Below are 24,244 nucleotides of genomic sequence, written 5' to 3'. Positions count from 1 at the left end.
ATGATATTTGTATGGCAGAGAAAGTAGGACAATCTTTCGTACAACCAACACCTTCTGGAAAAGAAGAGCTTGGAAAAATTGAGGTAGCAGCAGAGGTGATCGAAGTTGTAGCTGGGATTGCTGTCAATGAAGTTGAAGGCATTGCTGCAACTCGTGGAAATATTGCGACGGGTGTCGCTGAACGTTTCGGTAAAAAAGTACACAATAAAGGCATTAAATCAGGTGTAACGGAAACTGGTGAAATTGCTATTGATGTATTTTGCTCTGTGAAATATGGATATGCCATTCCTAAGGTAGCGAAGGAAGTTCAAACCCAAATACGACAAGCTATTTTGAATATGACAGCACTAGAAACAGCAGAAGTGAATGTGCATATTACAGGAATTCATTTCGAAAAAGAAGAAACAGTAGTACATGAATAAAAAGAAGGATTGCCCAACGATGATTTGTTCATCGCAAGGGCAATCCTTTTTTAGGAGGATTCTCTAGGATTCATTTGTATAGATGTGTATCGTTCATTTTTATAATTCGATATGCTTTGGCTTTCTCCAGAATAATGCAAGAATGACGCCAAGCACTAAGACGATTGTGGCAAAATAGTATGGATAGTTCAGGTTCACATCGAACAATATACCACCTAAGATAGGGCCGAAAATATTACCAAGACTTGTAAACATAGAGTTCATTCCACCAACAAATCCTTGTTCATTTCCAGCGATTTTTGATAAATAGGAAGTAACTGCAGGACGAATTAAATCGAAGCCTACGAAAATAAAGAATGTAACAAATAAGATGGCAAAATAATGATTCACTATCGTCATGGCGAATGTTAAAACTGCTGAAAGGATTAGTGAGTAACGAATAACATTAATTTCGCCCATTTTCTTTGTCAGCCAATCAAATAGTATTAATTGAGCCAAGGCACCTACAATACCACTTCCTGTAATGATAATGGCGATATCAGATGGTGTGAACGCAAATTTGTGATCGACGAATAAGCTAAATAGCGATTCGAATGCAGCGAGGCCAAATGACAGAACGAAAATAAGAATGAATGGAATGAAGTAGAGCGGGCTAAAAACTCGCTTGACACTACCAACAATAGATGGTGCCGATTCTTCATTGTCTGTAGCACGTGTCGGTTCTTTTAAAAACATAAATGACAGGATAGCCGCGAACAGACCAAGTACCCCAGCTGCATAAAATGGTACACGTGTACCATATTCAGCTAAAAAACCACCGATGCCAGGACCGATAATAAACCCTGTGCTGATGGCTGCACTCATATAACCAAGTGCTTTTGGACGCTGTGCCAATGTTGTAATATCGGCAATATAGGCAGTTACGGCTGGCATAATGAAAGCTGCACTCACGCCACCTAGCATACGGGAAACAAAGAGGATTTCAACTGAACGACCAAAGCCGAATAAAAACTCTGAAAGTCCAAAAATAAAAAGACCTGCAACAATCATAATTTTGCGGCCAATATTATCGACAAGCTTACCAGCAATTGGTGATGCGATTAATTGTGTGATAGCAAAGGCTGCCACCATATAACCAACGACAGAGCCCGAAATATGAAGCTCATTCATAATCGTTGGTAAAACAGGGATGACTAAGCCAATCCCTAAAAAGGCAATGAAAAGATTAGACAGTAAAATGGCTAAAGTTATATTTTGTTTCTTGCTCATAAAGTACTCCTTCTATTTGTTCACGATACATTTGTATTAAATCTACTAGATTATTTCCATGTAATACGATAAACCCTATAGTAACTATAGGGTCAAAAGATTTGTTTTCATTTTTAAAAGTTTTTATTAGTTTGGAAGTTTTCATGAGGAGTTATACGAATCCGTAGCTACTTTTTCGCAGAAATCATTGTTTCTTGTTTTTGCCTAATCTTTAATTCTACAATAAATTTCTTTTCTTTCTCCATCGTTAGAGTTGCTGGCATATATAGCTCATACACTTGTGATTCAAAAATTTCTTGCTGTGCCAACACATAATTTCTCAATTTTTCATAGAACGAAAAATAAGTATCGGGGTCATAAATAAAGGCAATGCATACATACTTACCAGCAGGGATGATGGTTTGCTGTACATTGGGTGAAAGCTTCGAAAATGTGCGCTCTGTTAAAAGAGGAGTGAAGACAGCATCATAAATAATATCATTGACCTCTTTATAGGGCACAAGAGGATATGTACAACCATATCGACTATTTAAGACACTGCCTTCCTTTTCGATGATTTTAGTTAATGTTGCATAATATGTACTCGTGCTCGATGTTGGTGTTAATTCAGTTGTTGTCACTTGCAGAACGGGCATAGCTTCTTCTATCTGCATATAGACCTCACCAAAAATCGGGATATCAATTTGCTCCTGTAATTGTTTTTTCGTTTTCAGTAACGTATTTTTGGCTTCGTTTAAACGTGAAATCTTTTCGTTTATACGTAGCTCTTGCTGTGCTAAAAAAGCAAGCAATTCTTCTGAAGTTAATGTCAGTGCTTTTTTTATATCTTCGAGCGTAACGCCGATATATTTAAGCGATTTGATAATGTCTAAATAGAAAAGCTGATTGCCTTTATAATAACGGTAATGGGTGTAGGGATCAGTATAAGCAGGCTTAAATAAATCAATTTGATCATAGTAACGTAACGTCTGAATCGATAAATTTGAAAGTTTGGCAACCTCACCAATGGTATAATAATGTTCCTTCATAAAATGGCCTCCACTAGTAATAGCTAAAGAAGTTTCGAATGGCATCAAATCGAATTTTATGCTTGCAATCCTCGCAGTAAAATAGGCGAGATTTTCGTTCCTTCATTTGTTTATATTGCTCCTCACCTTCCATCAATTTAAATGGTTTTTTACAGCTCGTGCATACAGCCTCATATTGCATTGTCAACACCTCTGAAGATTCTTTTTATTTTCTTCTTTAGTATACCATTATGGAAATGAAACCTTCATTTTTGAATAACCATATTTGATTAGAAGAGAGCTCCAATTGAATGAAAGGCTAAATGAAGCAAAAAGTTCCTTGGAAAAGGTTTCAGATTATTGAAAACTTGCTTGAAATCGTGTTTCTCGGGCGATTTTATGCTATTATAAACCTTAATGCCACTTAAGAAGGAGAGCTTTACATGAAACGACATGAAGCACGCGAAAAAGCGTTGCAAGTTTTGTTTCAGCTAGACAACACGGATCTAACAGTTGAAGAAGCAATGGGCCATATTAAAGGTCAACCTACCAATGCCTTCTATGAAAAGATTGTGAATGGAACAGCTGAACATTTGGAGGAAATCGATGCTACATTAGAACAGCATCTTGAAAAGTGGTCACTTGCCCGTCTACCCAAAATTGAAAGAACGGTATTACGCCTAGCTGTATACGAACTGTTATACATGCCTGAAACACCAAAAAGAGTAGTACTAAACGAAGCAATCGAGTTATGTAAAACATTTGGCGAAGATAGTTCATCTAAATTCGTCAATGGTGTACTTTCTAAATTTACAGAACAAGAATAATGTGTTGAATTGGAAGGAGTAACGAAGGTTTATGTCAAGTGCAATTATTAATGGTAAAGAGATTGGTCAAGAAATTCGTAATGCTGTGGCGGAGCGTGTCATTCGTTTAAAAGAACGAGGGTTAACACCTGGTTTAGCGGTTGTATTAGTTGGAGACAACCAAGCTTCAGCTACATATGTGAGAAATAAACAAAAATCTTGTGAAGCAATTGGTATGTTCTCAGAACTCATTAAATTACCAGAAGAAACAACGCAAGAGGAATTATTAGCACAAATTCAACGTTTAAATCAACGTGAGGATATTCACGGTATTTTAGTACAATTACCACTCCCAAAACATATTGATGAGGATACAGTCATTGCAACGATAGCTGTCGAGAAAGATGTCGACGGTTTCTCACCTGTCAGTGTTGGGAAAATGATGCTTGGCCAAGAAACATTTTTACCTTGTACACCGTTTGGCGTGATGAAGCTTCTTGAGTATTCAGGAATTGAAATCGCTGGAAAACATGCAGTCATCGTAGGACGTAGTCATATCGTTGGTAAACCAATGGGACAACTATTATTGCAAAAGGATGCAACGGTGACCTATACGCATTCTAAAACGCCAGATTTGCCTTCATTTACAAAACAAGCAGATATTTTAATTGCCGCTGTTGGACGTGCGAACTTTATTACGAAAGAGCATGTGAAAGAAGGGGCTGTTGTCATTGATGTAGGGATTAATCGCGATGACAACAATAAATTATGCGGTGACGTAAACTTTGTAGAAGTGGATGGAATTGCGTCTCATATTACGCCTGTACCAGGCGGCGTAGGCCCAATGACCATCACTATGTTACTATTCAACACTGTGCAAGCAGCTGAAAATAAGCTTGCACAATAAATAACCTTACGAAAAAAGGCATCTCAACATTGTTTTGAGATGCCTTTTTTATGTGACGTAAATTCAGAACTTTTATGCTGTTTTTGACGTCTAATGTAACGTTTGGGACATACATACTTAGAAGGAGGTTTTTATGGAAAATATCGATATTGTGTTAATTGTCAAACATATCATCATTGGTCTTGTCCAAGGTTTCACAGAACCCATCCCTGTATCGTCGAGTGGACATGTGATGATCGCCAGTGAAATACTTGGACTTGGGGAGCAAGGATTTACGTTTGCCATTTTAACAAATACAGCTTCGCTACTTGCTATTATGTATATTTATCGTGAGGATATTGTTCGGCTTATTACCCATTTTTTTCTTTATCTGAAGACACGTGAAAAACGGTATCATGCAGATTTTCGCTTTGCTTTGTATATCGTGATTGGTTCGATCCCTGCTGGCGTTTTAGGGGTGTTATTAAGTGATGTCATAGCTGATAACGTCAGTATGACAACGATTGCGCTCATGTTATTTGTCACAGGGGCCGCATTATGGTTAATACGTAATATGCGTGGCAAGAAAAAAGATGCAGATTTACGTGCAAAAGATGCCATTATTGTAGGATTGGGGCAAGCGGTTGCTTTAACGCCAGGTATTAGCCGTTCAGGAGCAACAATTATTTCAGCAATAGCCGTAGGGATGAAGCAGGATACTGCCTTACGTTTCTCCTTTATGCTTTATATTCCTGTAAGTTTGGGTGGGGTTGTCCTAGGGATTACAGATTTTTTAGACGAACCGAATAAAGGTACATTAGCGTTGCCCTATGCAGCTACTTTCCTAGCAACACTCATTATGACTTATTTTGCGATGCGTTGGTTTATGGGCATTATGAAAAGTGGTAAACTTAGCTATTTTACGTACTATTGCTTTATTGTAGGGACCCTTTTATTACTATTCTATTAAAATATAAAGTCTCATAACGACTCATGTTATGGGACTTTGTTTTGTAATGTATTACAATATACGGTTTCTAATAGTGAGAACGTGTAGGAATGTGTTATAGTTATTTTTCGATAGAGGAAACATCGTCGTTTTTTCTAGCGAAACTGCATTTTAGTCACGTCAACGACCGTAAAAAATGTTATGATAGGTGTAGTTTTGTGAAAAACTTGATTTTAGTAAAGGAGCCGAAAACATGTCCTCTGCTTCTTATTTAACTGTAAAAGCGTTAACAAAATATATTAAACGAAAATTTGATGCCGATCCACATTTACGCGAAGTATATGTAAAGGGTGAATTATCGAATGTTAAAATTCATCAATCAGGTCATATTTACTTTACATTAAAGGACGATGGTGCCCGAATTGCGGCTACCATGTTTAAAATAGCGGCCGCGAAGTTAGCATTTGAGCCAAAGGAAGGTATGCAAGTATTTATTCGCGGTGATGTAAACGTTTACGAAGGCTATGGAACCTATCAGCTCTATGTGCAGGAAATGCAACCTGATGGCATTGGAAGCTTATTTGTAGCCTTTAATCAATTAAAAGAGCAATTGCAAAAAGAAGGGCTTTTTAAACCGGAGTGGAAGCAGCCGATTCCAAAGTTTCCTGAAAAAATTGGTGTGTTAACATCGACAACCGGTGCTGCCATTCGAGATATTTGTACGACGTTAAAGAGACGATACCCACTGGCTGAGATTTTAATTTATCCAACACTCGTTCAAGGAGCACAAGCAGCCCCGAATATTGTGCAAAATATTCAACGTGCTAATCAGGAGGCAAGCTGTGACGTGTTGATAGTCGGACGAGGGGGAGGCTCAATCGAGGATCTTTGGGCATTTAACGAAGAAATAGTCGCACGGGCTATTTTCGACAGTCGAATCCCTATTATTAGCGCAGTTGGTCACGAAACAGATACGACAATTGCTGATTATGTTGCTGATTTACGTGCACCTACACCAACAGCAGCCGCCGAAATGGCTGTACCAGATCAGGCGGAATTATTTCAACGTGTGCTTTCGCAAAAATCACAACTTCATCAGATGGTTAGGTCGCAACTTATGGCTGAACGTCAACGTCTAAATAAACTCCAACAGTCTTATCCATTGTCCATGCCCGAAAGACTTTATCGACCTTTTACGGAAAGATTAGCACAGCTTGAGTCCGGATTGCAGACAGCGATGCAAGTGGATTTGATGAAGAAAGGCGCCCAGCTTCAACAATTACATAGTACGGTGGAGCAACATTCACCAAAAAAAGCACTAGCCTTCCATCAACGGGAGCTTGAAGCACGCATCCAACAATTATCTCGTGCTACGACGTATTATGTGGCGAAGCAGCAACAACAATTCGAGGCAACTGTTAGAACATTAGAAGCTTTAAATCCACTATCCATTCTAACTAGAGGCTTTACAGTAGCATATAAAGATCAGCAAATGATTAAATCATCCACTGAGGTGCAAAAGCAGGATCAGCTTACGCTCACTTTCCATGATGGGAAGGTAGTGGCTGAAGTGACGAATATCTTGCCAAAGAATGAGGGGGAATCGTTGTGACAGAAAAACAACAAACATTTGCAGAAGCCATGACGGCATTAGAAGAAATCGTTCGCCAGCTAGAGCAAGGCGATGTGCCATTGGAAAATGCGATTGATTTATACAAGCAAGGAATGGAGCTATCAAAGTTTTGCCATAGTAAGCTGCAACATGCAGAAGAGCAGCTTGTATCGATTGTCCAAGAAACTGGTGAAACAACAGCATTTGATCCACTAAAGGGAGAGAATTAGGAAATGAATGAGCCATTAAAGTACTTTATCGAAAGCAATATACCACAAATTGAAGAAACCATGTATGCACTTGTTGAAAAAATTGATGCACCAGCAGATTTAAAGGAATCCATGCTTTATTCATTAAAGGCAGGCGGTAAACGTATTCGTCCACTTTTTGTCTTAGCTGTGCTTGAGCTTTACCGTAAAAATCTACAGGACGGTTTGATTGTCGGTTCTGTGATTGAAATCATTCACACATATTCATTAATCCATGATGATTTACCGAGCATGGATAATGATGATTTCAGAAGAGGCAAGCCAACAAATCATAAGGTGTTTGGAGAAGCACTGGCTACATTAGCTGGAGATGCTCTAAATACATTGGCATTTGGCATTTTAGCACGTATGGAAGTGTCTGCTGAAAAACGCATTGAACTTGTCCAATTGCTTAGCGTAGCAGCAGGCGCAGAAGGCATGGTTGGTGGTCAAGTGCTTGATATGGAAGGGGAGCAACGTCAACTGAATTTAGCTGAACTGGAACAGGTCCATGTCAATAAAACAGGTGCTTTATTGCGCTTTAGTATTGAAGCGGGAGCTGTATTAGCAGATGTATCAGCGCAGGACCGTGCTACTTTGAAGGAATATGCGCATCATATCGGTCTTGCTTTCCAAATTCAAGACGATATTTTAGATATTGAAGGAACGACAGAAGAACTAGGAAAAACAGCTGGGAAAGATGTAGCTAGTGATAAAAGCACCTATCCAGCACTATTAACGTTAGAGAGAGCAAAAGAAAAGCTTGCTGAGCATTATCAACATGCCATTAATGCACTTGATCAATTACCAATAGATGTCAGCTTGTTACGTGACTTTGCTGCGTATATTGTTCATCGTAAAAACTAAGAGAAAATTAAGGCGTTGAAGGAAAAGAATATGCTAGAATAGGTGGGAACGTTTGCAATATGCAAACAATGGAGTGTTCGTACTTTTAGCATATTGATAACACTGTTATAATGGTGGAAACACAATTGCGGTGAATATTTTATTGAAAAGGTGTGTGAGAAAGGTGGATTTAAATAAAATAACTAGTCCATCCTTTTTAAAAAACTTAAATAGGAAGGAGCTTGAGCAACTTGCTCAAGAAATTCGTACCTTCTTAATCGAAAAATGTTCTGTCACAGGCGGGCATATCGGGCCGAATTTAGGCGTAGTTGAACTAACGATAATGCTGCATAAAATGTTTGACAGTCCAAAAGATAAGTTTTTGTGGGATGTTGGCCACCAAGCTTACGTGCATAAAATTTTAACAGGTCGTGCGAGTCAATTTGACACCCTGCGTCAGTTCAAAGGGCTTTGTGGATTTCCAAAGCGCGTGGAGAGTGAACATGATGAATGGGAAACAGGTCATAGCTCGACTTCCTTATCAGCAGCCATGGGTATGGCAGCAGCACGTGATATTAAAAAAGAACAAAGCTATGTTATCCCGATCATTGGTGATGGCGCTTTAACTGGTGGTATGGCACTGGAGGCTTTAAATCATATTGGGCATGCGAAAACGAATATGATTGTCATACTAAATGATAATGAAATGTCGATTGCACCAAATGTTGGTGCTTTACACAGTGTTTTAGGTCGTTTGCGTACAGCCAAGGAGTACTCCAAAGCGAAAGAAGAGCTAGAATCACTCATTAATAAAATTCCTGTATTAGGTGGTAAGCTTGCTTCGACAGCTGAACGTTTGAAGGACAGCTTAAAATATTTAGTGGTATCTGGAGTGTTTTTTGAGGAGCTAGGTTTTAAATATCTTGGTCCGATTGATGGACATGATTTCGAGGCTCTTGAAACGACTTTATCCTATGCGAAAAAAGTGAAAGGCCCAGTACTTCTTCATGTGATTACGAAAAAAGGGAAAGGCTATAAACCTGCTGAGGACGATACTATTGGCAATTGGCATGGGACAGGTCCGTATAAAATTGAAAACGGTGCCTTTGTCAAGTCTGAGGCCAAGGGACCAGCTTGGAGTAGTTTAGTTGCTGAGACGGTACGTAAAATTGCTCATGAGGATAAGCGTGTGGTGACCATTACACCCGCTATGCCTGTTGGCTCCAAGCTACAAGGCATTCAAAAAGACTTCCCAAATCGTTTCTTTGATGTAGGAATTGCTGAACAACATGCAGCAACAATGGCAGCAGGTCTAGCCACACAGAAGATGAAGCCATTTTTAGCAATTTATTCTACATTCCTGCAACGTGCCTATGACCAAGTATTGCATGATATTGCTCGCCCAAATTTAAATGTCTTTATCGGTATTGATCGTGCTGGCTTAGTGGGAGCAGATGGAGAAACACATCAAGGTGTATTTGATATTGCGTTCCTTCGTCATATTCCAAACATGACGATTATGATGCCAAAGGATGAAAATGAAGGGCAGCATATGGTGAAAACAGCGATTGATTATGATGGTGGTCCTATTGCTCTTCGTTACCCACGAGGAAACGGTATAGGTGTGCCACTAGATGATGAGCTTGTCGCATTACCGATTGGTAGTTGGGAAGTATTGCGTGAGGGGAAAGATGCATCGATTTTGACATTTGGAACAACGATTCCAATGGCAATGGCAGCGGCTGACATGTTAGCACAGCAAGGGATCGACATTGAAGTAGTCAATGCTCGCTTTATCAAACCGATGGATGAAAATATGCTGCACCGTATATTAGCCGATCATAAACCGATTTTAACGATTGAAGAAGCAGTTCTACAAGGTGGGTTCGGTAGTGGTGTATTAGAATTTGCTCACGACCATGGTTATTTAAATGCGCTCATTGATCGTATGGGAATTCCAGATCAATATATCGAGCATGGTAACGTCGATCAGCTTCTTGCAGAAATTCATATGACTGCAGAGGATACGGTTGCACGTATGCATGTATTACTTCAACAAAAACAGCAAGTAGGTTTGAATAAATAATGACAAAACAACCAAAAGAACGAGTAGATATTTTACTTGTAGAGCGTGGATTATGTGAAACACGAGAAAAAGCAAAACGTTCCATTATGGCAGGACTTGTTTTTTCGAATGAAATACGTATTGATAAGGCAGGCGAGAAAATTGCCGTCGATGCACCGCTACAAGTAAAGGGCTCTGATTTAAAATATGTAAGTCGTGGTGGTCTGAAGCTAGAAAAGGCCCTGCAAATTTTTGATATGTCTGTAGAAGGGAAGCTAATGCTTGACATTGGCTCCTCTACAGGCGGCTTTACAGATTGTGCCTTACAACATGGCGCAAGACATTGCTATGCACTGGATGTTGGCTCGAACCAATTGGCTTGGAAAATTCGCTCGGATGAACGTGTCACGGTCATGGAAAAAACGAATTTTCGCTATACCACGGCAGCTGATTTATCAGAAGGCTTACCTGCTTTTGCCACAATTGATGTTAGCTTTATCTCGTTGTCACTGATTTTACCAGTCTTAAAAACATTATTGCTGCCAGGTGGTGATGTTATGGCATTGGTGAAACCTCAGTTTGAAGCGGGGAAAGATAAGGTTGGTAAAAAAGGGATTGTTCGTGATAAAAAAGTACATTTAGAAGTATTAGAAAAGACGGCCACTATGGCGACAACGCTTGGCTTTGTCGTGAAGGATGCCTCTTTCTCTCCAATCACAGGTGGAGAAGGAAATATTGAATTTTTATTCCATTTAGTGAATCCTATTGGAGAAGAAGTCATCCCTGCATATACAGCTTTTAATGCACTCGTTGAAGAAGCGCATAATTCTTTAAAATAACACGTGCTCGCTTATTGAGCCGTGTTTTTTCTTGTGCTTTTTTGTTGAAAATGGTAGGGTGATTATACACATATACTATTATTTATAAGAGGTGATTTCGTTGAATAAAGGACAACGACATATACGGATTCGGGATATTATCGCCAATCATGAAATTGAAACACAAGATGATTTAGTCGATTTTTTAAAAGAAGCAGGCTATAATGTGACACAAGCTACGGTATCACGCGATATAAAAGAGCTACATTTAGTAAAAGTACCATTACAGGATGGTCGCTATAAATATAGTCTGCCCGCAGATCAGCGTTTCAACCCAGTCCAAAAATTACATCGTGCATTAGCAGATGCATTTGTAAGTATTGATGGCGCATCTCACTTTTTAGTGATGAAAGCTCTCCCAGGGAATGCGAATGCGATTGCATCCTTACTTGATCATTTAGATTGGCCAGAAATTTTAGGTACAATTTCTGGAGATGATACCATTTTAATTATTTGTCGAAATGAAAATGAGCGTGAAAATACAAAAAATCGCTTATTAGACATGCTTTAAAAAATGGGGAATTTGATTCAGAGGTGACAATTTGTGTTAAGAGAGCTTAGTATTCGAAACTTTGCTATCATTGAGGATTTGACAGTGAGTTTTTCAGAAGGCTTAACTGTACTCACAGGGGAAACGGGTGCTGGAAAATCCATTATCATTGATGCTGTGCATTTACTTGCGGGGGGACGAGGCAATACTGAATTTATTCGTCATGGCGCAAGAAAGGCAGAATTGGGTGGCTTATTTCAAATTTCGAGTTCCATTCATCCCGTTCTGAAAAAATTAGAAGAAGCAGGCATTGAAATAGAAGAAGATACCGTTATTTTACGCCGTGATTTAAATGATTCTGGTAAAAGTATTTGCCGTGTAAATGGAAAGCTTGTGCCCTTATCCGTTTTAAGAGATATTGGGGCAAGTCTCATTGATATTCATGGTCAACATGAAAATCAAGAGTTGATGGATGAAAAACAGCATATTAATTTGCTTGACCAGTTTGCAGAGGAAGAGCTGTCACCTATTCAAAAAACGTATAGTACTCACTATGAGGAATACCGTTTACTCAAAAAAGACTTAGCCTCCATATCCATCGATGAACAATTGATGGCACAACGGATTGATTTGTATCAATTCCAAATAAAAGAGCTAGAGGAAGCTAATTTAAAGCTAGGTGAGGAAGACGAGCTCCTAGATGAACGTCGCCGTCTTATGAACTTCAATAAAATTTTTGAACGCTCTAGTGCAGCTTATGAGGCCATTCAAGGCGAATCGAAAGGACTCGATTGGATTGGTGCAGCTATGGGCGCGCTAGAAGATGCTGCAACAGTTGACGAACAATTTAAAGAAGCTTCTGAAGCGGTGACAACTGCGTTTTATGCCTTGCAGGATGCAGCCTATCAGGTCAAAAATGTATTAGATGAATTAGAATTTGATCCAGCTCGTTTAAATGAAGTTGAGCAACGTTTAGCGTTATTGCAAAATTTAAAGCGCAAATATGGTTCAACAGTGGAAGAAATTTTAGCGTATTACGAAAAAATTAAAACAGAGTTAAATGAGCTGTTGAATCGTGATGAAATATTGCAAGTGAAAGAACGACGTGTGTTAGAAATGGAAGCTGTGCTCAGTGATCTGGCGAGTGAACTTTCAACTGTACGTAAAGCTGCCGCCCAGCAATTAAGTGAAGCAATTATGGCAGAGTTACGTGAATTACATATGGAAAAAGCAAAATTTATTGTCAATTTCGATGAATTACCATATTTTGATGCTAACGGGAAAGATCAGATCATTTTCTATATCTCTACAAACGTTGGAGAACCGCCGAAGTCTTTACCAAAAATTGCATCAGGCGGAGAATTATCGCGCATGATGCTTGCATTAAAAACCATTTTTTCCTCTTCTAATGGCATTACATCCATTATTTTTGATGAGGTTGATACGGGTGTCAGTGGCCGTGTGGCGCAAGCCATTGCAGAAAAAATAGCCGCGATTTCCGTTAATTCTCAAGTTTTATGTATTTCACATTTACCGCAAGTTGCTGCTATGGCTGATCATCATTACTTTATAAAAAAAGAAGTGGAGCATGATCGAACATTTACATCTTTATCAGAAATTGATCAAGATGCTCGAATTGAAGAAGTAAGTCGCATGATGTCCGGAACAGAAATTACTGCCTTAACATTACAGCATGCAACGGAACTTTTAAAAATGGCGGATGAACGAAAAAAACAGATGCGTTAAATTTTTATGCCAGGAACAGTGTCTGCTGTTTCTGGCTTTTTTCATTTTGCACAAATATTTACCGCTTATAAGAATGGCACAACAACACATAGTAAAAAGACAAAAATGAAAAGGAGGTGTCGTATGAATCGTCATTGGCGTCAATTAGTCATTTTGCCTATGCTCATCTTTTTGTTAGTGTTGCCTATACAAGCTTTTGCCGCCAAAAAGCTTATACCAATGGGCGAAGCGATTGGAATTCAACTTCAATTATCACATGTATTTGTAGCACATGATGTACTGTTAGCTTCCAATCAGTGGATGAAGGGAGGTGCTGTGATTGAAAAAATAAATGATGTCCCAGTAAAATCTCTTGCTGATGCCAAACAAGCTGTGGCAAAGGATGGCCAACAGAAATGGACGATCAATAGTGGTGGCCAACAAATTACACTGGAGTTACAAGACCAAGAAGCAGAGCATGTCATTTCCTTTTTAAAAGATGAAACAGATGGAGTAGGAACACTGACTTATATTGATCCAGAGACAAAAAATTACGGTGCACTAGGTCATCAAATTGTCGATTCAACCCTACAAGAAGCCCCTGTTTTTAAAGCAGGCTCCATATTTTTAGCTTCCATCCAACAAATTCGTAAAAGCACACCGGGTCAACCAGGCTATAAAATTTCCTCCATTGAAAAGCACCAAGAACGACTAGGCAGTATAGATAAAAATACTATTTATGGTATTTTTGGCCGTTGGGAAGAGGGTTATCAACAAAGATTGCCCAAAGCCATAGAAATTATGCACGAAAAAGATATAAAAGCTGGGAAAGCTGAAATCTATACAGCCATTGAAGGCAGTAAGGTGGAATCCTTTACGATTGAAATTACAAAAGTTGAAAATGAACGCCTTGAATTTTTAGTATCTGACAAAAAGCTCATCGAAAAAACTGGTGGTATTTTGCAGGGAATGAGTGGCAGTCCTATCATTCAAGACGGACGTTTTGTCGGTGCTGTGACACATATGTTTGTTGAGGAGCCGAAAAAAGGAGCAGCACTAACTGTAGCAGAAATGTTAAGAAGATCTTCCTAAAAAAATGATGAATGGTAAAAATCCGCTTTTTTCCGTGAGCATAGCAAGAGCCGCAGGAAGCTACGCGGATTTTTACCTTTTCAACAAGTATTTCTGATAACTTCCTGAAGGAGTCATGATATTTAAAAAAACTGTAGTTTTATCTACATTTTTTATCTAAAATAAGTAATAAGAGCATTCGACAGGTTGCAGCTATTTAGCGTAACTTGTCGATATAAAAAGAAAGTATCGGACTACATACTCATTTTTGGAAATAGAAAAGGTTTTTAAAACAAAAATGTCGAAAATTCCACAGTGTGCCAAAAACGGCATTTAGGGGTTAGGTTAACGCTTTGAGGTGTTCAAAGCAAGTCCAGAAGGAGGAATTGAAATGACAAAGGTAAAAGTAGCGATTGCAGATGATAATCGTGAGTTATTAAAAACAATGGAGCAGTATTTTCAAGGACATGCCGAAATAGAAATTATTGCAACTGCTTCAAATGGGAAAGTTTGTCTACAAATGCTTGAGGAATTCACACCAGATATTTTACTTCTAGATATAATAATGCCTCATCTTGACGGTTTAGCTGTATTAGAGTCCATGTATCAAAATGAGAAAATGGCATCCATCCAAGTCATTATGCTAACAGCTTTTGGCCAGGAAGATGTCATGAAACAAGCGGTCGATTTAGGGGCTTCCTATTTCATGCTAAAACCATTTGAATTCGATCAATTGGTACAAAAAATTCTACATTGTGCTGGACAGAAGGCGACACTTCCGAAAAAGACAAGCGTGTTACAACCGACAGTACCTCAAAAATTAAATCAGCATCAATTAGACAGCACGATTACGGCCATCATTAAAGAAATCGGTGTACCTGCACATATTAAAGGGTATTCTTATTTACGTGAAGCCATTCAAATGGTCTTTGAGGATATTGAGCTACTAGGATCTGTGACAAAAATTTTATATCCGGAAATCGCGAAAAAATTCAATACGACACCATCTCGCGTGGAACGTGCCATCCGACATGCCATTGAGGTTGCGTGGAATCGTGGCAATTATGAATCCATTTCGTCGATGTTTGGCTACACTGTGCATCACTTAAAATCCAAACCAACAAATAGTGAATTCATTGCCATGATCGCAGACAAAATCCGCATTGATATGATGGCTAGCTAAACGCCTAGTCTTAGCGGACATTGACAGAAAAACTGATTATAGCAATTATACTGCATATTTTTATAACGCCTTTTTTAGACAGTTTAACCACTGTTTAGAAAGGCGTATTTTTATGTTTCTTATAATCGAAATGGGTTGGATTGTTCCGCAAAAAAGCCTTGGTTTATTTTCTATAAAATGTACCCTCATGTACTTAAACTTTGTTACCTTAAGCCTTAATTTCAGCAAAAAAGCAAAAGATAATGCTACGCCTCTTCATAAACATCAAATAAAAATATAGGCAAATAAGGCAACAGTAGATTTTACTTATGACTTTGGTTATACTGCTTGGTAATAGTTTATTTTTTCTACCCCATCCGTTTGGGGTATTTTTTTATTGCATTCATTGATTGAGAAGTAATTATAAAGTAGGTGTTCAAAATGAAAACTGTAAATTTCCAACTGGATGGAATGAATTCGCTAGAAATCACACAAATAGAGGAAAATTTATTTGAGGTGCGTGTCGCATTAGATGGTAAAATAAGTATGAATTATATGAATCGTGAGCAATTGAAACAAATTGGTTCCACTTACTATATTGAAAATAGCCAAATATGTATTGATGACCTATTGAAAAATTAAAAAAATGTAGTATAAAAGAACTAAAAAGAACTATGATTAAGTGCGATGCAACCCCTTACTACCTGTTCTAGGAATACGATTGTTCAATCTAATCTAATGGAATAACTTAGAAAATATCAGCAATTATAATAAAAAAACACAAAAACAAGCAGAAAAATAGTGTTAAATAACTAATTTATTTTTTAAAAAATAAAATATTGTCGGATACATTAATGGTTTAGTAGTACTATTTTCTTTCTAGGTAGTGACAATGGTCTCTAAACAAATGGAAGGTGATTGTATATACTTACATGTAGAGGGAAGGAGGAGGTAGCTTGATTCTAGTTCGAAATGAAAACTTCGAAATTTCTGAAGAAAATGGCAAGGTATTTATGCTTACTTTTAATGCCGGTTTCCCATTAAAAGAATTTGATAGCATTCTACGTAGTCATCCACGACTTAAATTATCTAATTTTTCAATTTTAAAAACCGTGTTGTCAACCCAAAATACAAGCCTGGTTGAAATTGGTCGCTGGCTTCCGAATGTGGAAGCTGAAATAGCACGTGATAAAATGTCAGCCTCTATTTTTATATATGAAACGCTCGAATATATTCAAAATAATCACGAAAAATTGACACAACAAGTACATGAAACACTTGAAGAAAAAGGCATTGTACATGGAATATTAGATTTTGATATTTCGAAGGCTGAGCCAGGAAAAGCATTTTTAATTGCTCAAGGAGAACCACCTGTAGCAGGAATGGATGCACAAATTACATACTTACCTAAACCAGAGAGAAAGCCGGTCATTCGTGACGACGGTAAAGCAGATTACTATGATATGAATTTCATTTCAGAAATTTCAGAAGGCTCATGGCTAGGTGAAAAGATTCCTGCTACATTAGGTAAAGCAGGGAAAAATGTGCTAGGTGAAGTAGTTGCTGCTGTACCGGGGCGAGATTTTCCTATAAAATACGATACAAAATCTGCCTATGAAGTGGAAGAGGACGGAAAAGTTGTAATCCGCTCGAAAATTGCCGGTGTTTTAGATGATGTTAAGGGGATGATTGGTGTAAACCGACACCTTCCTATAAACGGTGATGTTGGAGTGGAAACAGGCAATCTCGAATTTAATGGTTCACTTAGTATTAAAGGAACGGTGACAAGTGGCTATACAGTGATTGCGACTGGTGATATTTCCATCGATGGTGCAGAGGGTGTAAGCGGTGCCAAGCTTATTAAATCCATTGAGGGTGACGTTTATATTCGTGGGGGCATTTTTGGACTCGGTTCAACAATAGTGGAAGCGGGGGGCAATATATTTGTAAAGCATGTGAATGAAGCGAATTTATTTGCAGGTGATAGTATTCATATTGGTTTTTATGCGCTAGGTTCACAGCTTTCTGCCCATTCCATTTATGTGGATGAACGAAAAGGTAAAATTATTGGGGGACGTGCGGTAGCTAAAAATACCATTGTCACGGCCATTTCAGGCAATCGCTTAGAGCGCCGAACGGATTTGATAATTGAAAGCATCAATAAGCAAGAAAATAATTCTGTCATGCAAGAAAAAGCAGCGCAGCTAAAAGAAATTCAAGCAGAAATTTCTGCCCATGAGACGAAAATGAAAAGCTTATTGCCATTTCTCAATCAAATGTCCAAAGAACAAACGGCTTCATTTGAAGAGACAAAGCAAGCTTTAACAAAATTAAAGGCTGAAGCCTTAACATTAGATCGTGAAGTTAAAATATTAATGGATGAAATGCGTCATGTCGGAAAAGAAGAAATTATTGTAACAAAAGAGGCACATCCTGGTACGTATATTCAAATTGGTAGAAAATCATCGTTATTAAGCAAAATGACGAATGGTAAATTCCTGCTCGAATTTGGTGAGCTAAATGTCTAATTCATCATGTATCCCTGTCTTTGCACATCGAGGTGCATCTGCTTATGCATTGGAGAATACCTTTCAGGCTTTTGAAAAAGCATTAGAGCTAGGGGCGGACGGGATTGAATTAGATATTCAATTTTCAAAAGAGGGATTACCTGTAATCTATCATGATCCACAGTTATCAAGACTCGTCGGCACCAATAAACTGGTGAGTGATTGTACGATAGAGGAGCTTATGCGCTTTAAACTAGGAAAGCCTTGGAGACGTCTATTTTCATCGTATAAAATACCAGCATTTGATGCAGTTTTAGCATGGGCAAATCAACAGCAGCTGCCATTGAATATTGAATTAAAATCAACGATCCTGGACAATAGGAGTGGTCTGATTAACTTCCTTCGAGGCTTAGTTCTGCCAACGGGAAGTCATTTTTCGTCCTTTCACTACGAGCTTCTAGAGATTGTGAAAGCGCATAGACCTGAATATGAAACAGCTTTTATTGCTACGAAAAAAATAAAATGGGATTTGCTAGCTGATTATCAAGCGGCTGACTGTGTCCATATGCATAAAAGATATTATAAACCAAGATACTTAGAGGCTTGTGTCACAAGTGAGAAAGCATGCCGTTTTTATGCAATAGATGGCTCGGAGCCTTTCTTAACAAATCCACACCATGCTGTGATTGGTTGGATTACAGATTATCCTGATAGAGTCATCGCAGCACAGCAGCGTCTATAAAAATAGCTATCCAGTAAGTCGGTGAGACTTATGTGGATAGCTATTTTTATTTTTTCTGAAAGCGTGGTGCTACTTTTCCATTTTTTCGGTCGCGATGTAGTAAAAATCCTGCGAAAAACCCAAAGCCTATTACAAAGAAAATAACACCTACTACAAATTGTAGCCATAAAAATGGGAATGGTGAAATGAGTTTACCAAATAATGTATCACGCATAAATTTAATGCCACCTGCAGCCATAAGACCTGGAATAAGCATTACAATAAATGCAGCTAAACGGGCCATGCATACCCCTCCTTATTCCTATGATTAATTGTACCTGTGGATGATGGAATGTCAAGGAAGGGAGAAATCAATATAATATTTTTAAATAAAAACGAGGAAGGACATAAAGTAGCGGTTGTAACAGAATGTTTAGAAAATTCTTACTTAAATAAGAATATGTAATAATAGTTGCGAAATTGTGAATTTGTCAGTATTGTAAAAATAAGTGGAGCAATATTATCCATTACTAAACAATTTTTTCTTCATACATTGGGGTCTAAACACCTACTGAATAAGAGGGGCTCAGTTTTACTGAGATGGCAACGCGATGGAGACAGGATTGTTAGATAAAACTTGATTGGATGGGCATTTGGGGATGCACTTTCCAAAGCAAAGGGGCGAGTTTCATGGAAATCTTCAAGTATATGGAAAAGTATGATTATGAACAATTGGTATTTTGCCAAGATGAAGCATCAGGGTTAAAAGCGGTTATCGCTATCCATGATACAACACTTGGACCAGCACTAGGTGGAGCACGTATGTGGACATATGCATCAGAAGAAAATGCTATTGAAGATGCGTTACGTTTAGCAAGGGGTATGACTTACAAAAATGCTGCAGCTGGTTTAAACCTTGGCGGTGGAAAAACGGTCATTATAGGTGACCCATTTAAAGATAAAAATGAAGAAATGTTTCGTGCATTAGGTCGTTTCATCCAAGGATTGAATGGCCGTTATATTACAGCTGAAGATGTAGGTACAACGGTATCTGATATGGATTTAATCCATGAAGAAACAAACTATGTAACAGGAATTTCTCCTGCATTTGGTTCTTCAGGTAACCCATCTCCAGTAACAGCGTATGGCGTTTACCGTGGTATGAAAGCGGCGGCAAAAGAAGCATTTGGTTCCGATTCATTAGAAGGATTAAAAGTTTCTGTACAGGGTCTAGGAAATGTAGCCTACAAGCTTTGCGAGTATTTACATAATGAAGGGGCAAAACTTGTTGTAACAGATATCAATCAGGCAGCCATTGATCGAGTTGTTAATGACTTCGACGCTATTGCAGTGGCACCCGATGAAATTTATGCGCAGGAAGTCGATATTTTCTCACCATGTGCATTAGGCGCTATTTTAAACGATGAAACAATTCCACAACTAAAAGCGAAAGTGATTGCTGGATCTGCTAACAATCAATTAAAAGATTCTCGCCATGGTGACTATTTGCATGAATTAGGTATCGTCTATGCACCAGACTATGTGATTAATGCTGGTGGCGTGATAAACGTTGCAGATGAATTATATGGTTATAATCGTGAACGTGCAATGAAACGCGTTGATGGTATTTATGATAGTATTGAAAAAATCTTTGCTATTTCTAAACGGGATGGCATTCCAACATATGTGGCAGCGAATCGCTTAGCTGAGGAACGTATCGCTCGTGTAGCGAAATCTCGCAGCCAATTCTTAAAAAATGAAAAAAATATTTTACACGGTCGCTAATCGACATGGTTGATACATTATGAGAAGTCGCATTGTCGACTTCTTCTATTTTCAACCAGAAATAAGGATCTCGATGAAGTGAAGCTAAAGCTCTTCTAAAGCAAGAACTAACCGTTGGAAAATTGGTAAGTTGGTTGTTTAATAGATAGATTACTTTAGCATTTTTCTCAAAAGGGGGAATAAACATGGCTCAAAATTATGATGTTGTCATCTTAGGTGGAGGTACAGGCGGATATGTTGCTGCCATTCGAGCTGCGCAGTTGGGCTTGAAAACAGCTATTGTAGAACGTGAACGCTTAGGCGGAACTTGCTTGCATAAAGGTTGTATCCCAAGTAAAGCCTTACTTCGAAGTGCGGAAGTATATCGCATGGCTAATAAAACAGCTAGTGACTATGGTGTCGATATTGAAGGTGTGACATTGCAATTTGACAAAGTTCAGGCTAGAAAACAAGCCATCGTTGAGCAATTAAGTCAAGGTGTGAATACACTGATGAAAAAAGGCAAAATAGATGTTTATCAGGGTACAGGGCGAATTTTAGGGCCATCTATTTTCTCTCCTATGCCAGGCACGATTTCTGTAGAGATGTCCAATGGTGATGAAAATGAAATGCTTGTTCCTACAAACGTTGTCATTGCAACGGGTTCAAAGCCTCGTGGAATGGCAGGCTTAACGGTTGATGGGCAATATGTGCTGAATTCAGATCATGCCTTAGCGTTAGAAAAATTACCAAAATCATTATTAATCGTTGGTGGCGGTGTCATCGGAATTGAGTGGGCATCTATGCTATGCGATTTTGGTGTGTATGTAACGATCGTCGAATACGGTCCATCGATTTTACCAGCAGAAGATGCAGATATCGTCAAAGAAGTGACGAAACAGCTTGAAAAACGAGGTGTTCGCATTGTGACAAATGCTCGACTAGATGCGAGTACATTCAAAATTGAAAATGATAACGTTTTCATTTCAGCGACGGTGGATGATAAAGAAGAAATTTTTGAAGCAGATAAACTATTACTTTGTGTAGGACGTGAGGCGAATACGCAAGGTATTGGCTTAGAAAATACAGAAATCGAAGTTGAAAATGGCTTTATTAAGGTGAATGATTCCTATCAAACGAAGGAATCCCATATGTATGCTATAGGAGATGTGATTGGTGGCTTACAATTAGCACATGTTGCTTCTCATGAAGGAATGGCAGCTATTGAACATATTGCAACAGGTAAAACAGAGAAATTGGATGATTTGAAAGTACCAAAATGTGTTTACTCATATCCAGAGGTTGCCAGCATTGGCTTGACAGAGCGTGCGGCAAAAGAACGTGGATTTTCATTAAAGATTGGTAAATTCCCATTCAAGGCTATTGGGAAAGCATTAGTTAATGGTGAGGCAGAGGGCTTTGTCAAAATTATTGCGGATGAAGAAACAGATGATATTTTGGGTATTCATATGGTAGGGCCTCATGTGACCGATTTAATTGGGGAAGCATCATTAGCGAAAGTATTAGATGCAACGCCATGGGAAATTAGTCAGGCTATTCATCCACATCCATCGTTAAATGAGGTTTTAGTGGAATCTGCTTTAGCGGTTGATGATCGTGCTATCCATTTTTAATTTTCTGAATTTCATAACTAACGTATCCAAATGTGGGGATATAGGATAAGATAGTTATTTCTCTATAATACGAAAGGGGTGTTCGTATGCAAGATGTACAAATCAAACATGAAGATTTAGGTTTGTCAAATGAAGATGTACTTGCTATGTTCGAAACAATGTTAATGGCCAGAAGATTAGATGAGCGTATGTGGTTATTAAATCGCTCTGGTAAAATTCCGTTTGTTATTTCTTGTCAAGGCCAGGAGGCAGCACAAGTTGGAGCAGCCTTTGCACTTGATAATAATAAGGATTATATTGCACCATATTATCGTGATATGGGTGTGGTTTTACATTTTGGTATGACACCAAGAGAACTGATGTTGTCTGCATTTGCAAAAGCAGAAGATCCAAACTCCGGTGGTCGTCAAATGCCAGGTCACTTTGGTCAAAAGAAAAATCGTATTCTAACAGGATCATCTCCTGTCACAACGCAAGTTCCGCACGCAGTTGGTGTTGCGCTTGCTGGACGTCTACAAAAAGAAGATTTTGTTTCTTTCGTTACGCTTGGGGAAGGTTCATCTAACCAAGGAGATTTCCATGAAGGAGCAAACTTTGCGGGTGTTCATAAGCTACCCGTTATTATTATGGTAGAAAACAATCAATATGCTATCTCTGTGCCAGTTGAACGTCAATTAGGCTGTGCCAAAGTATCTGATCGTGGTATTGGTTACGGTATGCCGGGTGTGACGGTAGATGGTAAATGTCCATTACAAGTGTATAAAGTGGTAAAAGAAGCAGCAGACCGTGCACGTAATGGAGAAGGTCCAAGCTTAATTGAAACGGTGACATATCGTTTAACAGCCCATTCTTCAGATGATGACGATCGTCAATATCGTACGGCTGAAGATATTGCAGAAGGTAAAGCAAAAGATCCGATTCTATTATTTGAAAAGTATCTGATGGATGCTGGCGTTATGACAGAAACAATTCGCACTGAAATGGAACAACGTGTGATGGCTGAAGTAAATGAAGCAACAGATTATGCAGAAGCGGCTCCATATGCACAACCAGAGCATGCACTTAAATATGTTTATGCACCAGTGGACGGAGGTGACATGTAATGGCAGTTATGTCTTATATTGATGCGATTACATTAGCAATGAAAGAAGAGATGGAACGTGATGAGCGTGTTTTCATTTTAGGAGAGGACGTTGGTCGTAAAGGTGGGGTATTTAAAGCCACAAATGGACTATACGATCAATTCGGCGAATATCGCGTGCTAGATACACCACTTGCAGAAAGTGCCATCGCAGGCGTTGGAATTGGTGCTGCAATGTATGGTATGCGTCCAATTGCAGAAATGCAATTTGCTGATTTCATTATGCCAGCTGTCAATCAAATCGTTTCGGAGGCAGCGAAAATTCGTTACCGTTCCAATAACGATTGGACTTGTCCAATGGTCATCCGTGCTCCTTTTGGTGGAGGCATCCACGGTGCACTTTATCATTCACAATCCGTTGAAGCACTTTTTGCTGGGACACCAGGTTTGAAAATTGTCATACCATCAACACCATATGATGCAAAAGGTTTACTGAAAGCGGCGATTCGTGATGAAGATCCGGTATTATTTTTCGAACATAAACGCGCGTATCGCTTAATAAAAGGTGAAGTACCGCTAGATGATTACACATTACCAATTGGTAAAGCAGATGTGAAACGTGAAGGGGACGATGTAACAGTAATTACGTATGGTTTAGCAGTGCACTTTGCCCTCCAAGCGGCTGAACGTCTAGCTGCAGATGGTATTTCCGCTCATATCCTTGATTTGCGTACGGTTTATCCTCTTGATAAAGAAGCGATTATTGAGGCTGCAAGTAAAACAGGCAAAGTATTACTTGTCACAGAGGATAATAAAGAAGGCAGTATCATGAGTGAAGTTGCCGCGATTATTGCAGAACATTGTTTATTTGAGCTTGATGCTCCAATTCAACGTCTAGCAGGACCTGATGTGCCAGCCATGCCATATGCACCAACAATGGAGAAATATTTTATGATTAATCCTGATAAAGTTGAACGTGCAATGCGAGAACTTGCTGCGTTCTAACAGATCACAATAAGGCTGAATGAAAAAACGAAAAGCCTCAGACGGATGAACAGATTTTGACTTACGTGTAGGTAAGTCAAAATTTGTCTAATTGCC

The 24,244-nt window shown here is 38.7% G+C and carries 23 protein-coding genes; 20 read left to right on the top strand and 3 right to left on the bottom strand.

Annotation, left to right across the window (positions count from 1 at the left end; translation table 11 throughout):
* Positions 1 to 11 precede the first annotated feature (11 nt).
* Positions 12 to 422: an Asp23/Gls24 family envelope stress response protein gene (locus tag AC6BKE_RS21815; RefSeq protein ID WP_036122753.1), complete on the top strand. Its 411-nt coding sequence runs from the start codon at positions 12 to 14 to the stop codon at positions 420 to 422.
* A 99-nt stretch (positions 423 to 521) separates the two neighbouring features.
* On the opposite strand, the gene AC6BKE_RS21810 is transcribed toward AC6BKE_RS21815, so the two are convergent.
* Together AC6BKE_RS21810 and AC6BKE_RS21805 are read right to left on the bottom strand one after the other, a co-directional pair.
* Positions 522 to 1,691 carry an MFS transporter gene (locus AC6BKE_RS21810; protein WP_058844027.1) on the bottom strand — a complete coding sequence of 390 codons (1,170 nt, stop codon included), beginning with the start codon at positions 1,689 to 1,691 and terminating at the stop codon, positions 522 to 524.
* 167 nt (positions 1,692 to 1,858) lie between these two features.
* On the bottom strand, positions 1,859 to 2,719 hold the full coding sequence (locus tag AC6BKE_RS21805; protein WP_499858026.1) for a MerR family transcriptional regulator: 861 nt from the start codon (positions 2,717 to 2,719) through the stop codon (positions 1,859 to 1,861).
* A 422-nt stretch (positions 2,720 to 3,141) separates the two neighbouring features.
* Here AC6BKE_RS21805 and nusB point away from each other — a divergent pair, with 422 nt between their 5' ends.
* The 15 genes from nusB (at position 3,142) to AC6BKE_RS21730 (ending at position 18,685) form a co-directional block, all read left to right on the top strand.
* Positions 3,142 to 3,525, top strand: a complete 384-nt coding sequence (nusB, locus tag AC6BKE_RS21800; RefSeq protein ID WP_036122758.1) for a transcription antitermination factor NusB — start codon at positions 3,142 to 3,144, stop codon at positions 3,523 to 3,525.
* A gap of 31 nt (positions 3,526 to 3,556) precedes the next feature.
* Positions 3,557 to 4,411: a bifunctional methylenetetrahydrofolate dehydrogenase/methenyltetrahydrofolate cyclohydrolase FolD gene (gene folD, locus AC6BKE_RS21795; RefSeq protein ID WP_058844029.1), complete on the top strand. Its 855-nt coding sequence runs from the start codon at positions 3,557 to 3,559 to the stop codon at positions 4,409 to 4,411.
* Between the two features lie 133 nt (positions 4,412 to 4,544).
* Complete coding sequence (locus AC6BKE_RS21790; protein WP_058844030.1) at positions 4,545 to 5,360, top strand: undecaprenyl-diphosphate phosphatase; 816 nt, start codon at positions 4,545 to 4,547, stop codon at positions 5,358 to 5,360.
* Positions 5,361 to 5,592: 232 nt separating this feature from the next.
* Complete coding sequence (xseA, locus tag AC6BKE_RS21785) at positions 5,593 to 6,951, top strand: exodeoxyribonuclease VII large subunit (protein ID WP_499858025.1); 1,359 nt, start codon at positions 5,593 to 5,595, stop codon at positions 6,949 to 6,951.
* Positions 6,948 to 7,181 (top strand): exodeoxyribonuclease VII small subunit, encoded by a 234-nt coding sequence (gene xseB / locus AC6BKE_RS21780; RefSeq protein ID WP_008179899.1) that lies wholly within the window; start codon positions 6,948 to 6,950, stop codon positions 7,179 to 7,181. The genes xseA and xseB overlap by 4 nt, the downstream gene beginning before the upstream one ends.
* Before the next feature lie 3 nt (positions 7,182 to 7,184).
* Positions 7,185 to 8,066: a polyprenyl synthetase family protein gene (locus tag AC6BKE_RS21775; RefSeq protein WP_499858023.1), complete on the top strand. Its 882-nt coding sequence runs from the start codon at positions 7,185 to 7,187 to the stop codon at positions 8,064 to 8,066.
* A gap of 163 nt (positions 8,067 to 8,229) precedes the next feature.
* On the top strand, positions 8,230 to 10,131 hold the full coding sequence (gene dxs, locus AC6BKE_RS21770; protein ID WP_036122781.1) for a 1-deoxy-D-xylulose-5-phosphate synthase: 1,902 nt from the start codon (positions 8,230 to 8,232) through the stop codon (positions 10,129 to 10,131).
* A complete protein-coding gene (locus AC6BKE_RS21765; RefSeq protein ID WP_036122784.1) occupies positions 10,131 to 10,949 on the top strand; it encodes a TlyA family RNA methyltransferase in 819 nt (272 codons plus the stop codon). Before dxs ends, AC6BKE_RS21765 begins: the two co-directional genes overlap by 1 nt.
* A 100-nt stretch (positions 10,950 to 11,049) precedes the next feature.
* The gene (ahrC, locus tag AC6BKE_RS21760) at positions 11,050 to 11,499 is read left to right on the top strand and encodes a transcriptional regulator AhrC/ArgR (RefSeq protein WP_004231170.1); all 450 of its coding nucleotides are present in this window, start codon (positions 11,050 to 11,052) and stop codon (positions 11,497 to 11,499) included.
* 33 nt (positions 11,500 to 11,532) lie between these two features.
* Positions 11,533 to 13,224 (top strand): DNA repair protein RecN, encoded by a 1,692-nt coding sequence (gene recN, locus AC6BKE_RS21755; RefSeq protein ID WP_058844032.1) that lies wholly within the window; start codon positions 11,533 to 11,535, stop codon positions 13,222 to 13,224.
* Between the two features lie 123 nt (positions 13,225 to 13,347).
* Positions 13,348 to 14,295, top strand: a complete 948-nt coding sequence (locus AC6BKE_RS21750) for a SpoIVB peptidase S55 domain-containing protein (RefSeq protein ID WP_036122795.1) — start codon at positions 13,348 to 13,350, stop codon at positions 14,293 to 14,295.
* A 370-nt stretch (positions 14,296 to 14,665) separates the two neighbouring features.
* Positions 14,666 to 15,457, top strand: a complete 792-nt coding sequence (spo0A, locus tag AC6BKE_RS21745; protein ID WP_036122798.1) for a sporulation transcription factor Spo0A — start codon at positions 14,666 to 14,668, stop codon at positions 15,455 to 15,457.
* Positions 15,458 to 15,877: 420 nt separating this feature from the next.
* A complete protein-coding gene (locus AC6BKE_RS21740) occupies positions 15,878 to 16,078 on the top strand; it encodes a hypothetical protein (RefSeq protein ID WP_058844033.1) in 201 nt (66 codons plus the stop codon).
* Between the two features lie 314 nt (positions 16,079 to 16,392).
* A complete protein-coding gene (locus AC6BKE_RS21735; RefSeq protein WP_036122803.1) occupies positions 16,393 to 17,964 on the top strand; it encodes a flagellar assembly protein A in 1,572 nt (523 codons plus the stop codon).
* The gene (locus tag AC6BKE_RS21730; RefSeq protein WP_499858021.1) at positions 17,957 to 18,685 is read left to right on the top strand and encodes a glycerophosphodiester phosphodiesterase; all 729 of its coding nucleotides are present in this window, start codon (positions 17,957 to 17,959) and stop codon (positions 18,683 to 18,685) included. Before AC6BKE_RS21735 ends, AC6BKE_RS21730 begins: the two co-directional genes overlap by 8 nt.
* 46 nt (positions 18,686 to 18,731) lie before the next feature.
* Here AC6BKE_RS21730 and AC6BKE_RS21725 read toward each other — a convergent pair whose 3' ends face one another.
* Positions 18,732 to 18,968, bottom strand: a complete 237-nt coding sequence (locus tag AC6BKE_RS21725; RefSeq protein WP_004231186.1) for a DUF2627 domain-containing protein — start codon at positions 18,966 to 18,968, stop codon at positions 18,732 to 18,734.
* A gap of 386 nt (positions 18,969 to 19,354) precedes the next feature.
* On the opposite strand from AC6BKE_RS21725, the gene AC6BKE_RS21720 reads away from it, so the two are divergent.
* From AC6BKE_RS21720 to AC6BKE_RS21705, 4 genes are all read left to right on the top strand, one after another.
* A complete protein-coding gene (locus AC6BKE_RS21720; protein ID WP_048392303.1) occupies positions 19,355 to 20,449 on the top strand; it encodes a Leu/Phe/Val dehydrogenase in 1,095 nt (364 codons plus the stop codon).
* Positions 20,450 to 20,634: 185 nt separating this feature from the next.
* Positions 20,635 to 22,062, top strand: a complete 1,428-nt coding sequence (gene lpdA, locus AC6BKE_RS21715; RefSeq protein WP_036122819.1) for a dihydrolipoyl dehydrogenase — start codon at positions 20,635 to 20,637, stop codon at positions 22,060 to 22,062.
* A gap of 86 nt (positions 22,063 to 22,148) precedes the next feature.
* The gene (locus tag AC6BKE_RS21710) at positions 22,149 to 23,165 is read left to right on the top strand and encodes a thiamine pyrophosphate-dependent dehydrogenase E1 component subunit alpha (protein ID WP_036122822.1); all 1,017 of its coding nucleotides are present in this window, start codon (positions 22,149 to 22,151) and stop codon (positions 23,163 to 23,165) included.
* Positions 23,165 to 24,148: an alpha-ketoacid dehydrogenase subunit beta gene (locus tag AC6BKE_RS21705; protein WP_008179931.1), complete on the top strand. Its 984-nt coding sequence runs from the start codon at positions 23,165 to 23,167 to the stop codon at positions 24,146 to 24,148. The genes AC6BKE_RS21710 and AC6BKE_RS21705 overlap by 1 nt, the downstream gene beginning before the upstream one ends.
* Positions 24,149 to 24,244: the final 96 nt, after the last annotated feature.

Source organism: Lysinibacillus sp. COL-1, from assembly GCF_059814265.1.
The sequence above is the reverse complement of the archived record's forward strand: the minus strand, read 5'-3'. Positions and strand labels throughout refer to the sequence as shown.